The sequence below is a fragment of the Pelagibacterium lentulum genome (assembly GCF_003992625.1).
GTDB classification, from domain to species: domain Bacteria; phylum Pseudomonadota; class Alphaproteobacteria; order Rhizobiales; family Devosiaceae; genus Pelagibacterium; species Pelagibacterium lentulum.
Genome location: NZ_RZMW01000048.1, coordinates 105,996 through 119,921, shown reverse-complemented (window position 1 = coordinate 119,921; position 13,926 = coordinate 105,996). Strand labels below are relative to the sequence as shown.

Here is a 13,926-nt window from a genome sequence, read left to right as displayed (position 1 = left end):
CAACATATGATTGGCAGGAAGAGCAATGAACGTACGCACCCTTTGTCTTTCCATCCTGCATACGCGGGAGGCAAGCGGCTATGAGATTCGCAAAATGTGCACCGAGGGTGAGTGCTCATATTTTGTCGAGGCGAGCTTCGGCTCGATTTACCCTGCCCTTTCGCGACTGGAAGAAGACGGCCTGGTTGCAAGCCGCGTGGAGCATCAATCCGGTAAGCCGTCCAAAAAAATCTATACGATTACCGATGCTGGACGCGAAGCGTTTGTCGCTGCGCTTTGCGAGCCGTTCGGCCCCGATGTCTTTCGCAGCCCGTTTCTGATGTTTGCACGCTTTGCGCATTTGTTGCCGCGCGACCTCGTTCGCAAGCGTCTCGATGAGCGTTTGGCGGAACTGGACAAGGAAATTGCCGATCTCAAGCAGATGGAATCAGACGTCACCAAAGGCGATAGCCCCACCCATGCCAATGACGCATGGGTGGTGCGCTACGGAATCGATTGTCTTGAAGTTGCACGTCAGCAACTTAATGCCCATATGGGCGAGTTACTTGCACTTGCAAAGGACGATGAGCCTATGGCGGACGCGGCGCAATAACTCTCTTGTGATACACCGGCATTTGGTGTATTACATAAGTAGCACACTAGCAGGGCGCATGTCTGTGTGCATGGGATTTTTGGCAGCGAACAAGGGAGTTCTGCTGCATATTGGGGACGCTTTCCATGCGTTTTTTGAAGTCATACGGAATTGCATTTCTGATCGTTCTGGGCATTGCCACTTGGATGATTACGGGTACGCTGGTTGAAGGCGGGCGTGGACCGGGCCAAGGTGAACGCCCCATGATCGATGTCGTCGATGGTGACGGTGGACCACTGCGCGGCTTCCTTGAAGCGGTTGGCATCATTTCTTCAGACGAAGAAGAACAGACCTCTGAAGCCGTGGCATTGGCTCAGACCGAGCCGGAACCGGTTATGAACGTCCGAGTTGTCACATCAAATGCCGAAGACATGCCTCTGATTATATCTTTGCGCGGCCGGACGCAGGCTAATGCGGTTGTGGCGGCCCGCGCAGAAACAAGCGGTATCGTGCGGCAAGTTCATGTGACCAAAGGCGAGTTCGTGAATGAAGGCGATCTGCTGTGTACGCTCAATCAGGGTACGCGGCAGGCGCAACTTTCAACCGCTGAGGCCGCTCTTGAACAGGCTCGCGCCGATCTGGAAAACAATCGGGCCCTGCGTGAACGCGGTGTGGCTCCGGCCAATACGGCTCGCCAGTTCGAGGTTGCTCTGCTTTCAGCCCAGGCCAATTACGATGAAGCCCTCACTGAATTCGAGCGCACAGAGATTCATGCGGAAGTTTCCGGGATCATTGAGGACCCGCTGGTAACGGTTGGCTCCTTGCTCAGCGCCGGTTCTGAATGTGCAACTATTGTGCAACTCGATCCCATGGTCTTTATCGGCGAAGTGGCAGAAGCTCGCGTTGGCTTACTCGATGTCGGTGAAGACGCCATGATTACGACGGTGACAGGCCAAGAAGCTGTAGGGCGAGTACGGTTCGTTTCTGCGACCGCAAACCAGGCATCGCGCACCTTTGGCATCGAGATCGAAATTCCCAATGCTGACAGCGCCATCCGTGACGGCATCACCGCCGAGGCCTTTATCCAGGTCGGCAGCGAGCAGGCACATTTGCTGCCGCAATCGGCTCTCACCCTCGACAGTGACGGCGTGCTCGGGATCCGTACTGTCGAAGAGGGCAATATCGTCGCGTTCCATCCTATCGAAATTCTGCGCGACACACGGGACGGGGTCTGGCTCACCGGGCTGCCCGATACCGCCGAAGTTATCACGCTTGGACAGGAATATGTTCAGTCGGGGCAAACTGTCAGAGTCAGCCGTGGCGATGAGGCTTAGGAATGCTGAATTTTCTTGAATCCGTCTTAAGGCGTCCCCGTACTGTCCTTACGATCATGGTGGTGCTGCTCATCTCGGGCATCTCCGCTTACATCAATCTGCCCAAGGAAAGTCAGCCCAACGTTGACGTGCCTTATTACTATGTCTCGGTTTCGATGACAGGCGTATCGCCCACCGATGCCGAGCAACTTCTGGCACGTCCTCTCGAAACGGAGTTGCGCGACATTGACGGCCTGGTCAATATCAGCTCGACTTCCACGACCGGTCACGCATCGATCTTTCTTGAGTTCGACATCAATTTCGACCCGTCCGAAGCCTTGAGCGAGGTACGCGACGGGGTTGATAAGGCAAAACCGAAGCTGCCATCGGATGCGGACGAGCCGACGATCCACGAAATCGATATTTCGGGTTTCCCCACGATCTCAGTTTCCGTTTTCGGCGAGGTGCCCGAGCGCACGCTGCTCAGCTATGCCGAGCAGCTAAAGGACGAGCTTGAGGGCATTCGCACAGTACGCGAGGTAGAGCTTTCCGGTGGCCGCGATGAGATCTTGTCGGTCAATGTCGATCTGCTGCGGCTGGAATCGTATAACCTGACTACAAACGAGCTGTTCGACGCGCTGGCGCGCAACAACCTTGTCGTGCCCGCCGGAGCTCTGGACACCGGTCGCGGTCGCTTTAACCTTGAGGTTCCCGGCCTGATCCAAACGGCGCAGGATGTTTACACCCTGCCACTCAAAACCGTTAATGGCACGGTCATCACCTTTAGTGATGTGGCAACAATCACGCGCACTTATGAGGACGCGACAACCTTCACACGCGTTAACGGCGACCCTGCACTGATTTTGGGCGTCACCAAGCGCACCGGTACCAACATCATTGAGAATTCCCAGCTTGTTCGCGAAGTGACCGAGCGCGTGACTGCTGATTGGCCGGAGGCCATCCACACCAGCTTCATGATCGATCAGGCGGTTTCGGCTGAAGAAATGCTGACCGGTCTTGAAAACTCGGTGATGACCGCCATCGTTCTTGTGATGATCGTTGCTGTGGCGATGCTTGGTTTCCGCCCCGCTATTCTGATCGGCCTTTCGATTCCTGTGTCGTTCATGACCAGCTTCTTCATCCTTCAGATGCTTGGTTTGACGGTCAACATGATGATCATGTTCGGCCTGGTTCTTACCGTGGGTATGCTGGTCGATAGCGCCGTGGTGATGGTGGAATATGCCGACCGGAAGATTTCCGAAGGTATGGAACGAAAAGAAGCCTTCATCCGGGCAGCACGCTTGATGTTTGCGCCGATCATTGCCTCTATGGCCACGACCATTGCCGCGTTTCTGCCCTTGCTTCTATGGCCAGGCATTATCGGCAAGTTCATGAGCTACTTCCCGATCATGGTCATCGTCACCCTGTCGGCCTCACTTCTGACAGCCATGGTGTTCATCCCGGTCGTCGGGGGGTTGGTCGCACGGCGCAAAGTCAGCGAAGCGGAAAAGGCAAATGCCCAGGCGGTTGCCGGTAATGCTGCAGTCGACTTCGACCCGAAAAAGGTCCGCGGCTTCACGGGTGGCTATGTTCGCTTTCTTGCCACGTGCATAAGGCATCCTATCATTGTGCTCGTCGTCATCTTTGGCGGCGTCGCCGGGATTTTCATAACCTATGCCAACAATCCAACCGGTGTGGTCGCCTTTCCCGAGTCCGAAGCCGAATATGCAACCGTGGCCGTAACCGGGCGCGGCAATTATTCGCCAGTAGAAGTTCGCGACATCCTGATCGAGGTTGAGCAGGCAATTCTTCCTGTCGAAGGCATCGCCGAGATGATCATGAATTTCGGCTCGACCGGCGCCCTGGGCAGTGTGCCCAACGATACGATCGGCAATTTCCAGCTTGAGTTCGACCCTTGGAAGGATCGGCGTCCTGCTGGCGAGATCTTTGCCGACATCCGTGAGCGGGTTGCCGATATTTCCGGCGTTCATATCCAGCTTATCGAGTTGGAAGGTGGGCCACCGGCCGGCAAGGACATCAATATGCGGGTTGAAGCCCAGCAATATGCTGACCTTTTGCCCACCGTTATCCGCTTGCGCGACTATATCGAAAACGAGCTTGGCAACACCGTCGATGTCGAAGATGGCCGTCCCTTGCCCGGCATCGATTGGAAAGTCACCATCGACCGGGAACAGGCCGCCCGTTTCGGCGTCAGTGTTCGCGAGCTTTCGCCTTACGTCCAGCTTGTCACGTCGGGGGTCACTCTAGGCAATTATCGGCCCGATGACGTCAATGAAACCGTCGACATCGTCGTGCGTCTGCCTGAAGAACAGAGGACTTTCGATGCGTTGGATTCCATGCGCATTATTACGCAGAATGGGCTGGTCCCGGTCTCAAACTTCATCAAGCGCGAACCGGCTCCGAAAGTTGCGTCGATCACCCGCTATAACGGCATGTATGCGATGAATGTGCTTGCCAACGTGACTGGCGAGGACCCGGCTACCGGTCGCCCTGTCATGGCAGCAGACAAGGTTGCCGAACTGCGGGCATGGATTGATGGGCAGGAATGGGCGAATGGGGTTCAGTTCCACTTTGGTGGCGCCGACGAACAGACACAGGAAACCAATGCATTCATGGCGCAGGCCGGTATCGGCGTTTTGTTCCTGATGTTCCTGATCCTGCTGACGCAGTTCAACAGTTTCTATCAGGTGTTTCTCACGCTCTCGACCGTCGTTCTTGCAACCGCAGGCGTCGTTCTCGGGATGCTGATCACCGGCCAGTCCTTCTCGGCCATTATGACCGGCATCGGCATCATTTCGCTGGCGGGTATCGTTGTGAACAACGCGATCATTCTGATCGATACGTTCAACCGATTCCGCTCCGATGGTGTCGAGACTGTTGCAGCCACGCTCATGACTGCGAGCCAGCGTCTGCGCCCAATCATGCTCACCACCATTACAACGGTGATGGGCCTTATCCCGATGGCCATCGGGCTGAACCTGGACTTCTTCAATCGCGTTGTCGAAATCAACGGATTGTCGGGCGCCTGGTGGCTGCACCTCACCAGTGCAGTGATCTTCGGCCTGACCTTCTCGGCCATCCTGACGCTGGTGTTGATTCCGGTACTGCTGGCTGCACCCTCGATCTGGAAGGCTCAGATCATCGGCATAGGCCGGTTCGTCGCTGCGGCCTGGTCGTTCATCATGGGTCTATTCATCCGGCCCAAGACGGCGGTAACTGCTGATGGCGTCGAGGTCGAATTCCCCGACGAGATGACACCCGATCAGCGCGAAGCTGCCCGTCTCATCGCCAACGATGTGGATACGACTGGCCTGGTGGAAACCGAGAAAAACGGCGTCACTGTCGTCTCGCGTCAGGCGGCCGAATAACCGTCACGCGCGTCTGTTCGACTTGGACGCGCAACAGAAAGCCCTGGGTACGCGTCTTGATCGATGCGTGCCCTAACCTCCAAAGAGCCCAACTAAAGCCCCGCTCCCGCCCGAGCGGGGCTTTTTTATTGCGCGCTTCCACAATAAGCGTGCACCGTTTATTCGGCTCGAAAGCGCGCCAAACAATGGCTCAAAGGCATACGGTTGCAGTTGTAAAAAACGGACGCTTGGTACCGGCATGCAAGGGCCGAAATCTGACGCAATATTTGCCGTAACAATCCTACCCACAGCCACCCGAAAGCGGCCGCAAGGAAGATTGCAGTATCCTCATGCTGCTCGCCTGTCGGTCAGCAGACGCAGGGCGAAGAAGATCAATACACCGCCGGTAGCGCCGTCGAGAATTCGGGGCAGTCGCGTTCTGGTCAGTGCCATATGGAAAGGCGCTGTAGCAGCCGTAATCGTCGCAAAAAAAACCAACCCCATCGCGGCATGAATACCCGCAAGAAGAACGCTGAAAGGTACGACCGGAACCGCAGTGGGCAGGAACTGCGGCAGCAAGCTCATATAGAACACGCCGACCTTTGGGTTGAGCAGGTTGGTCATTACTCCGCGCAGAAACCAGTTCGGTGTCTTTGGCGCGTTTACGGTTGCAGCGCCCTGCGGCTTGGGCCGGATTGCAGCGCGCAGCATGCCCACGCCCAGCCAGATCAAGTAAGCCGCCCCTGCAAGCTGGAGGGTACGAAATGCGATCTCAGAAATCGCCAGCACCGCTCCTAGTCCTAGTGCCGCGATCACCCCCCATGCAAGGACACCCGTGACTACCCCGGCACCTGCCAGCATCGCCCGGCGTGGACCTTCGACTGCGGACGTGCGCAACACCAGCGCCGTGTCGAGCCCGGGCGTGATCGTCAACAATGCCGCCGCGATCGAAAAACTAACAAGCGCCGTGGTGATATCCATAAGCTGTCTCTCCGGTGTTGATGATTATAGTGGACCGGCGAGGGTTCCCTGACGATCCAAGCTCGTGAGCTTCACCGCAGTGGAATGAACATGGAATAGCAATTCATCGGAACGGATGCTATTTTTCCGATAATTTAACGGAACTTCGGACAGATCATGATGAGAAATGAACTAGATCGCCTTGATATTTCTATCCTCGAGGCATTGCAGGAAAATGCCCGCATGCCTTTATCGGAAGTTGGCCGACGCATCGGCCTGTCGCAACCAGCAACGTCGGAGAGGGTCAAACGTCTGGAGGAGCGAGGGGCCATATCAGGCTATGGTGCGCGGCTGGATGCGGCTGCCCTCGGGCTCGGCATGATGGCGATCATCAGGGTCAAGACCATACATGAGCAAATCCAACCAGCGCTGCGTGCCTTTGCCGATATGCCGCATGTAATAGAGGTGCATCGCATGACGGGCGAGGACTGTTTTCTACTAAAGGTATTGGTCCCAACGCCCGAACAGCTTGAGTCCATTGTCGACACGATCGCGCGTTTCGGAGCAGTCACCACGTCGCTCGTCTTGCGGTCCGAACCCGTGAAAGGGTTGGGCAAGGCCCTTCTCGGCTAGAAAGTTGCAAAGCGGTTTCTTGCCCCATCTGAACGATGTAAGCGTATTCAGCGAAACTTGTGGCACCCAACTCAGACGAGTATCCGCAGAAGATCAAAATCTGCCCTATACTTAAAACCGCAGCGCAAATACCGTCCGCTTAACAACATCATGGTACTAAAGCTGACCGTCTCCTGCCCACCCCTTTTTAGCCCTGAAACAACAGGGCCTATTGTTTGAAGACAGTTCCATTCTCTGCAATCCAAGGAAACGACGGCAACCAAGGAAGCACGGACCGATACCAGAATTGTCTTTTTGGCGTCAATTCGCGCCTTTGAGCCAAAGTTCCTAACCGGAGGCCGAAGCGCCGTGAACCCGGAGGTTCATCAGAAGTCGCGTAAATCGGAGAGCCGCAATCAGCGCAGAATGCCTGCTGTCGTTTTCTCCCGCTCTCGGCGACCTTGACGTAGATTTTCGGCTCACCTGTGAGGAGAAGGAACAGGCTTTCCTGGCAGGGGGCCGTGACCCGAAAAGCAGTGCCCGAAAGCTGCTGGCAATCTGTGCAATGGCAAACACGGACTTCATCTGGATTAATATCCGCCTCAAAAGTGATGGCACCGCAGTGACACGATCCGTCGACCTTCATGCTATCCTCCTCCACACCAAGGCATCTCCCTGGCTTGGTGCCTGGCTCTATGTGGTGTCATTCTCCCGGTCGCGCTTGCGGGTCAGAAAGCCTTCCGGGTCGTTCTGTGCGGCCGCAAGCCGTTCGCTGGCTTCGGCAGCTTCGCGCTGGCGGTTCCACATTTGGGCATAAAGCCCGTCAAGCGCGATCAGGTCGCCATGACGGCCACGTTCGGCGATCTGTCCGTCTCGCAAGACAATAATCTCATCGGCGTTGACCACTGTTGAAAGCCTGTGGGCAATCACCAGCGTTGTGCGGCCCTTGGAAACCGTATCGAGCGCGGTCTGGATTTCTTGTTCGGTTTGCGTATCGAGCGCCGAAGTGGCTTCATCGAGAATGAGGATCGGCGGAGCCTTCAGGATCGTGCGGGCAATTGCGACACGCTGCTTCTCACCACCGGACAGTTTCAGCCCTCGTTCCCCGACCTGTGTATCGTAGCCTTGCGGCAGGCTTTCGATGAAGTCGCCGATCTGCGCCATTTGCGCGGCTGCCCGCACATCCTCGTCCGTCGCGTCGGGCCGACCGTACCGAATGTTGTAGGCGATGGTGTCGTTAAACAACACCGTATCCTGCGGCACCATGCCGATGGCTGCGCGCAGGGACTTTTGCGTCACGTCGCGCAAATCCTGGCCATCGATAGTGATCTTTCCCTCGATGGTGTCGTAAAACCGGTAGATTAGGCGCGAGATTGTCGACTTGCCTGCTCCCGATGGTCCGACGACCGCAATTGTCTTGCCGGCAGGCACCTCGAAACTGACACCCTTGAGGATGGGGCGATTAGAATCGTAATGAAACCGCACATCTTCAAAGCGCAAAACCGGCCCTGTGATGGCCAATGGAGCGGCATCAGGCCGATCCTCGATTTCAGGGTCCTGATCGAGCAGCGCGAACATCGCTTCGATATCGGCCAGCCCTTGCCGGATTTCGCGATAGACGAAGCCGATCTGGTTGAGAGGACGCTGTATCTGCATCATGAAGGCATTGAGCAGAACAAAATCGCCCACGCTCAGGTTGCCGTTCATTACGCCAAAGGCAGACATCAGCATGAGCACGACCATGCCGCTCCAGAAGATCACGCCCTGCCCGAAATTGAGCACGCCCAGCGACGTCCAGATGCTAACCGCTGATCGCTCGTAGCCGGCCATGGCCCCGTCAAACCGGCGCAGTTCGAGGCCTTCGTTGCCGAAATACTTGACCGTTTCAAAATTGAGAAGGCTGTCGATGGCTTTGGAGTTGGCGTCCGTATCGCTCTCGTTCATCGCCCGCCGGATACTGATGCGCCAGTTCGATGCCTTGATGGTGAAATAGACATACAGCGCAATGGTGGCTGCCAGCACGGCGAGATAGGACCAACCGAACATCCAGACAAAGACCACGCCCACGACCACGAACTCGACAAGCGTTGGTGCCGTGGTGAGGATGGTGAAACGGACAATCGTTTCAATGCCCTTGGTGCCGCGCTCGATAACCCGGCTCAGCCCGCCAGTGCGCCGCGCCAGGTGAAAGCGCAAGGAAAGCGCGTGCATGTGGCTGAACGTGCGATGAGCCAACTGGCGCACGGCGTGCTGGCCAACCGAGGCAAAAAGAATGTCCCGCAATTGCTGAAAGCCATTGTCGACGATCTGACCGATACCGTAAGCGAGGACCAGCACGATCGGGATTGCAAGGCCAAGGATCACCATCTGGTCAGGGCCGGTCGCATCGAATGCATCGACAATGCCCTTATAGGCGAAGGGCACAAGCGTTGAAGCCGCCTTGGCCAAAAGCAACGCGCCACCGGCCTGTATGACGCGAAGCCTCAGATCGGACCGGTCAGCGGGCCAGATATAGCGCCAAAGACTGCGGATGGTGGAAAAAATTGCGCTGTCATCGGCGCTTACCGATGCCTTGCGATCCTCCGTCATGGGATTGTCTTTCTTTTGCCCGTGCGTGCAGTGAGGAAGGGCGGTCCGCCGACTGGTCAGCCAGCGGCTTCAAGCGTCCGGTCGCAGGATGATGTCTGGGCATCAAGATCATGTACATAGCCGGAAAATGCGCTGTTGAACGCCGTCAGGCGGTCGGTCCGCACCCGGTAATTGTTGCGCGTTCCCTTGGCCTCGCGCTCGATCACACCGGCATCAAGTAACACCTTGAGATGCTGGGATACGGTGCTTTGCGCCAGAGACAGGCAATCGGTCACGTCGTTGCAACAGCAGTTATTTGCACTTTTTGCCAGAATCGCAAGAATTTCCAAGCGCACCGGGTGCCCCAATGCGCGCATCATTCCTGCGAGATCATCCTTTTCCATCTCAGCCTCTTTCATCGTTATATAACGATAAAAGATTAAATGGCACCGTGCAAGTCATATGAGGAAAAGAAAAAGGGGGCCACAGCCCCCATTTCCTTATTCGCCGTCCTCGCCGATCACCATATCGGTTTCGGGCAGATCGAACACTTGCCCTGGATAGATCAGGTTCGGATCGCGGATCTGAGCGACATTGGCGTCATAGATCTGGGTGTAGCGAATGCCTTCACCATAGACACGCCGCGCAATCGTCCAGAGGTTGTCGCCTCGCCGAATGATGACACGCCCCGACATCGTGCGTTCGCCATCGGTCACGCCCACCATGGTTGGCACTTCGGCCTCTTGCGGCTCGACAATCGCGGCGGGCTCTTCAACGGCAGGCGTCTCAGTCGCCGCTTCGATCTGCTCATCGGCCACAACCTCGACAGGTTCCTCCACAACCGGAGTTTCCGTCATCGACTCTTGCACCTGGACCGGGTCGGCCTGGGCAGCCGCCTCAGGCTCCGATGCTTCGTCGCTGACCGGTTCGGCCGCAGGCGTAGGTTCGGCTTCAACAGCAGGCTCGGGTTCTGTAACAGGTTCCGGTGTGGACGGCGCCTGACTATCTTCGGCCACCACAATCGGCGCGTCGGTTTCGTCGGCCATGACGGGCAGATCGAGCACGAAATTGACTTCTGCACGCCCGGCGACAACGCCATCGTCATCGAGCATATCGACGCGCACGCGCTGGTTCCGTTCGGTCAGCACATTTATCGCCTCAACCAGCCAACGGCCATCGGTCACGGTTGTCGTAGCAACAACGCGATTGTCCACATAAAGCCTGACCGCGTAACCCTCAGTGCCAGATCCCGCAAAGAAGTTCCGGTCCCCATCGATCTCCACAGCATCGATTGAAGGTGGCGTGATAACGACTTCGGCTACCTGTGACTCATCGGCAGGCGCAGCAGGCTCTGCCGCAGCACCGGCGTCATGCTCTACAATTGCCGCAGCAACATCATTTTGCTCCACTACAGGCTCGGCGGCGGCATCCGGCTCAACCGGCGCGACGGCCAATTCAGCCTCCGCAGGCTCCGGTGTTGTAGATGCTTCAATCTCGGGTTGTGCCGGAGTGGAAGTCTCTGCAACCACAATATCCTCGTCAGCCGTTGCAGCGGGTAGTTCCGGTTCCGTGGCATCGGGCGTTTCGGTCACAGGCTCGTCCTGAGCCGCCGCAACTGGCACGTCCGGAGTTTCGCTCACTGCTTCGGCCAGAGCTTCGACGACAGGCACTTCTGCTTCAGTATCGGCTGGCGCGACCGGTTCATCCTGAGCAGCTTCAGAAGGCACCTGAGCCACTTCAAGCGCCGGCTGTTCCGCTGCAGCCTCGAGTTCAGCGATCTCGGCAACAGGATCTTCTTCTACGGCAGTCTCGGCTTCGGCAACACTTGCGCTGTCCACAATACCGGCCGAAAGCCCCTGCAGAATTTCGCTGGCTGCGCCGGGTTCGGAAGCCACGACCAGCGGCTCGGATTGCCGGTCTTCGTGAACGATCACCACCACCGAGGTTCCGGAATACTGCTCGCTCAGCGTGTCATAAACGCGCAGTTCCACCCCGCCACCGGGCAGCGGAGTGTCGGTCACAAATGCCCACTCGCCAGCGCTCGAAGTTTCTTCGCTGCCGATTTCATCTTCATTGGCAAAAATCTGTACGGCACCGGAGGGCGTAGCGACCCCTGCAATCACCGCCGACCCATCGGGCTCAACCCGCACCACATCGAATTGAGGCGCCACGAGCGCTACCGCTTCCACAACCTCTTGCTCGGCCACATCGTCAACGGCCTCAGCGATCTCGTCCTCCGCAGCATCCTCGCTCGCCTCGGTCACGGCAGGCTCGACAGCCTCCTGATCGGCGACCGCAACCGCAGGCTGGGCCCCAAAGAACGTCTCATTGATGCACTGGCTGAAATCATCGGTCTGCGAACAGGCGACAAGCCCCGGACCTGCGACAATACCAACGACAGCCGTACCGGTAATGACGGCAGCGCCGACGACAAGAACCAGAGGAGAGAAAGGACCGGCCAGCTTAGCCTCCATAGATGTTCGGGCCGCCGCATCGACTCGATGTTACAATTGCAGTGCTTTTACACTGTCATGAACTATAAGCGAGTCTTTGTCTTCATCAACTTATAGGTGAATGACTCATAAAGCGCTTCGAACGAAGCATCAATAATGTTCGGGGAGACGCCAACGGTAAACCAACGATCACCCGTATCGTCCCGGCTCTCGATCAGCACACGGGTGACCGCGCCCGTGCCGCCGTCCAGGATACGCACCTTGAAGTCCACAAGCTCAAGATCGTCAATGACTTGTGAATACTTGCCCAGGTCCTTGCGCAACGCAACGTCAAGTGCGTTGACCGGGCCGTTGCCTTCCGCCACCGACATGTATTCGGCCCCGTCCACATCGATCTTCACCACCGCTTCGGAGACAGTAACCAGTTCCCCCTTTGCGTTGAACCGGCGTTCGACCGCGGCACGGTAGGACGTTACCTTGAAAAATTCCGGCAGCGTTCCCAGCAGCTTATGGGCCAACAAGACAAACGAAGCTTCTGCCCCGTCGTAGGAGTAGCCGCGTGCCTCGCGTTCCTTGACGTGCCGCAGCAGCATGTTGAGCTTGGGGTCGTCCTTTTCCATGACGATGCCGAAGCGCTTGAGCGTTGTCAGAAGGTTGGATTTCCCTGCCTGCTGGCTGACCATGATCGCGCGCTCATTGCCCACGCTTTCGGGCGCCACATGTTCATAGGTCGAGGGGTCCTTGGCAATTGCCGAAGCGTGGATGCCCGCCTTGGTCGCGAAGGCGGAGGCCCCTACATAGGGGGCCTGTCGGTTGGGCGCGCGGTTGAGAATTTCATCGAACGCGCGCGAGACATGAGTGAGGCTCTGCAACTGCTCGGGCGAAACGCCGGTTTCAAAGCGCTCGGCAAGGCTGTCCTTGAGCACCAGCGTCGGGATCAATGTCACGAGATTGGCATTGCCGCAGCGCTCGCCCAGCCCGTTGAGCGTGCCCTGAATCTGTCGCACACCTGCTTTTACCGCGGCCAGCGAGTTGGCCACCGCCTGCCCTGTATCGTCATGGGCATGGATGCCTAACTTGTCGCCCGGCGCGACACTCAGCACATCGGCAACGATCTCCTCGACCTCGGCGGGCAGCGTGCCGCCATTGGTATCGCACAGCACGACCCAGCGCGCACCGGCATCCATCGCCGTCTTTACGCAGTCGAGCGCATAGCTGCGATTGGCTTTGTAGCCATCGAAGAAGTGCTCGCAATCGACATAGGCTTCCCGGCCTGAGGCGATTGCCGCTTCGACGCTTTGGCGTAGGCTGTCAAGGTTCTCCTTTGTCGAAATGCCCAGCGCTAGCTTTACCTGATGGTCCCATGCCTTCGAGACATAGCAGATCGCGCTCGCCTTCGATTGCAGCAGGTCCTGCAGGCCGGGATCGTTGTCGACCGACCGCCCTGCCCGCTTGGTCATCCCGAACGCGACAAATTTGGCGTTTCTCGTCCGCTCCTTGGCAAAGAACTCGGTGTCGATGACGTTGGCGCCAGGATAGCCGCCTTCGATATAATCGATACCGATCCCGTCGAGCAGTTTGGCAATTGCCAACTTGTCCTCAAGCGAAAATTCGACGCCCGTTGTCTGGGCGCCATCACGCAGGGTGGTATCGAAAAGATAAAGGCGTTCTTTTGTCATTTTTCTGCTTTGGTTCTTGAAAATCTCGATCAGGCCGGGCCGTGACACACTGCTTCGATATTGTGCCCGTCAGGGTCCAGCACGAAGGCGCCGTAATAGTTTTCGTGGTAAATCGGGCGCGGCCCCGGCGCTCCATTATCCATGCCGCCAGCGGCCAACGCCGCCTCATAAAAGGCATCCACCTTGGCGCGGCTGTCGGCGGCAAAAGCCACATGAATCTTGTCCACTGCCGCACCCTTGCTCACCCAGAAGTCGGGTTTTGAAATCCCGTAACCGGCGAAAGTGCCGTTCTCTGTGTCAAAGGCCATCAACTCATTGATGCCCAGCGGTGCCAAGGCCCTTACATAAAAGGCCCGCGCGCGATCCATATCCGTAACTGAGATCCCCATATGATCGATAATG

The 13,926-nt window shown here is 57.2% G+C and carries 11 protein-coding genes; 4 read left to right on the top strand and 7 right to left on the bottom strand.

Annotated features, from left to right (window positions below):
• Positions 1–25 precede the first annotated feature (25 nt).
• The 3 genes from EO133_RS19050 (at position 26) to EO133_RS19040 (ending at position 5,273) form a co-directional block, all read left to right on the top strand.
• The gene (locus EO133_RS19050) at positions 26–592 is read left to right on the top strand and encodes a PadR family transcriptional regulator (protein ID WP_127074232.1); all 567 of its coding nucleotides are present in this window, start codon (positions 26–28) and stop codon (positions 590–592) included.
• 125 nt (positions 593–717) lie between these two features.
• On the top strand, positions 718–1,905 hold the full coding sequence (locus tag EO133_RS19045) for an efflux RND transporter periplasmic adaptor subunit (protein ID WP_127074231.1): 1,188 nt from the start codon (positions 718–720) through the stop codon (positions 1,903–1,905).
• 2 nt (positions 1,906–1,907) lie between these two features.
• Entirely contained in the window at positions 1,908–5,273 is a 3,366-nt protein-coding gene (locus EO133_RS19040) for an efflux RND transporter permease subunit (RefSeq protein ID WP_127074230.1), read from the top strand.
• Between the two features lie 327 nt (positions 5,274–5,600).
• Here the strand turns inward: EO133_RS19040 and EO133_RS19035 are convergent, their stop codons facing one another.
• Positions 5,601–6,233, bottom strand: a complete 633-nt coding sequence (locus EO133_RS19035) for a LysE family translocator (RefSeq protein ID WP_127074229.1) — start codon at positions 6,231–6,233, stop codon at positions 5,601–5,603.
• A gap of 156 nt (positions 6,234–6,389) precedes the next feature.
• Between EO133_RS19035 and EO133_RS19030 the strand changes: the two genes are divergently transcribed.
• Entirely contained in the window at positions 6,390–6,845 is a 456-nt protein-coding gene (locus EO133_RS19030; RefSeq protein ID WP_127074228.1) for an Lrp/AsnC family transcriptional regulator, read from the top strand.
• Positions 6,846–7,053: 208 nt separating this feature from the next.
• On the opposite strand, the gene EO133_RS19025 is transcribed toward EO133_RS19030, so the two are convergent.
• The 6 genes from EO133_RS19025 to EO133_RS19000 form a co-directional block, all read right to left on the bottom strand.
• Positions 7,054–7,470, bottom strand: a complete 417-nt coding sequence (locus EO133_RS19025) for a GFA family protein (protein ID WP_127074227.1) — start codon at positions 7,468–7,470, stop codon at positions 7,054–7,056.
• A gap of 47 nt (positions 7,471–7,517) precedes the next feature.
• A complete protein-coding gene (locus tag EO133_RS19020) occupies positions 7,518–9,413 on the bottom strand; it encodes an ABCB family ABC transporter ATP-binding protein/permease (RefSeq protein ID WP_127074226.1) in 1,896 nt (631 codons plus the stop codon).
• Between the two features lie 56 nt (positions 9,414–9,469).
• Positions 9,470–9,796, bottom strand: a complete 327-nt coding sequence (locus tag EO133_RS19015) for an ArsR/SmtB family transcription factor (protein ID WP_244640743.1) — start codon at positions 9,794–9,796, stop codon at positions 9,470–9,472.
• Between the two features lie 96 nt (positions 9,797–9,892).
• The gene (locus EO133_RS20655) at positions 9,893–11,866 is read right to left on the bottom strand and encodes a LysM peptidoglycan-binding domain-containing protein (protein WP_244640741.1); all 1,974 of its coding nucleotides are present in this window, start codon (positions 11,864–11,866) and stop codon (positions 9,893–9,895) included.
• A 62-nt stretch (positions 11,867–11,928) separates the two neighbouring features.
• Positions 11,929–13,524 carry a citramalate synthase gene (gene cimA / locus EO133_RS19005; RefSeq protein WP_127074224.1) on the bottom strand — a complete coding sequence of 532 codons (1,596 nt, stop codon included), beginning with the start codon at positions 13,522–13,524 and terminating at the stop codon, positions 11,929–11,931.
• Between the two features lie 29 nt (positions 13,525–13,553).
• Positions 13,554–13,925 (bottom strand): VOC family protein, encoded by a 372-nt coding sequence (locus EO133_RS19000; protein WP_127074406.1) that lies wholly within the window; start codon positions 13,923–13,925, stop codon positions 13,554–13,556.
• Between the last annotated feature and the right edge of the window lies 1 nt (position 13,926).

Bases quoted from the DNA above. Each gene is read 5' to 3' on its own strand.
- EO133_RS19050 (WP_127074232.1), top strand. From the start codon at position 26: ATGAACGTACGCACCCTTTGTCTTTCCATCCTGCATACGCGGGAGGCA.
- EO133_RS19045 (WP_127074231.1), top strand. From the start codon at position 718: ATGCGTTTTTTGAAGTCATACGGAATTGCATTTCTGATCGTTCTGGGC.
- EO133_RS19040 (WP_127074230.1), top strand. From the start codon at position 1,908: ATGCTGAATTTTCTTGAATCCGTCTTAAGGCGTCCCCGTACTGTCCTT.
- EO133_RS19035 (WP_127074229.1), bottom strand. From the start codon at position 6,233: ATGGATATCACCACGGCGCTTGTTAGTTTTTCGATCGCGGCGGCATTG.
- EO133_RS19030 (WP_127074228.1), top strand. From the start codon at position 6,390: ATGATGAGAAATGAACTAGATCGCCTTGATATTTCTATCCTCGAGGCA.
- EO133_RS19025 (WP_127074227.1), bottom strand. From the start codon at position 7,470: ATGAAGGTCGACGGATCGTGTCACTGCGGTGCCATCACTTTTGAGGCG.
- EO133_RS19020 (WP_127074226.1), bottom strand. From the start codon at position 9,413: ATGACGGAGGATCGCAAGGCATCGGTAAGCGCCGATGACAGCGCAATT.
- EO133_RS19015 (WP_244640743.1), bottom strand. From the start codon at position 9,796: ATGGAAAAGGATGATCTCGCAGGAATGATGCGCGCATTGGGGCACCCG.
- EO133_RS20655 (WP_244640741.1), bottom strand. From the start codon at position 11,866: ATGGAGGCTAAGCTGGCCGGTCCTTTCTCTCCTCTGGTTCTTGTCGTC.
- cimA (WP_127074224.1), bottom strand. From the start codon at position 13,524: ATGACAAAAGAACGCCTTTATCTTTTCGATACCACCCTGCGTGATGGC.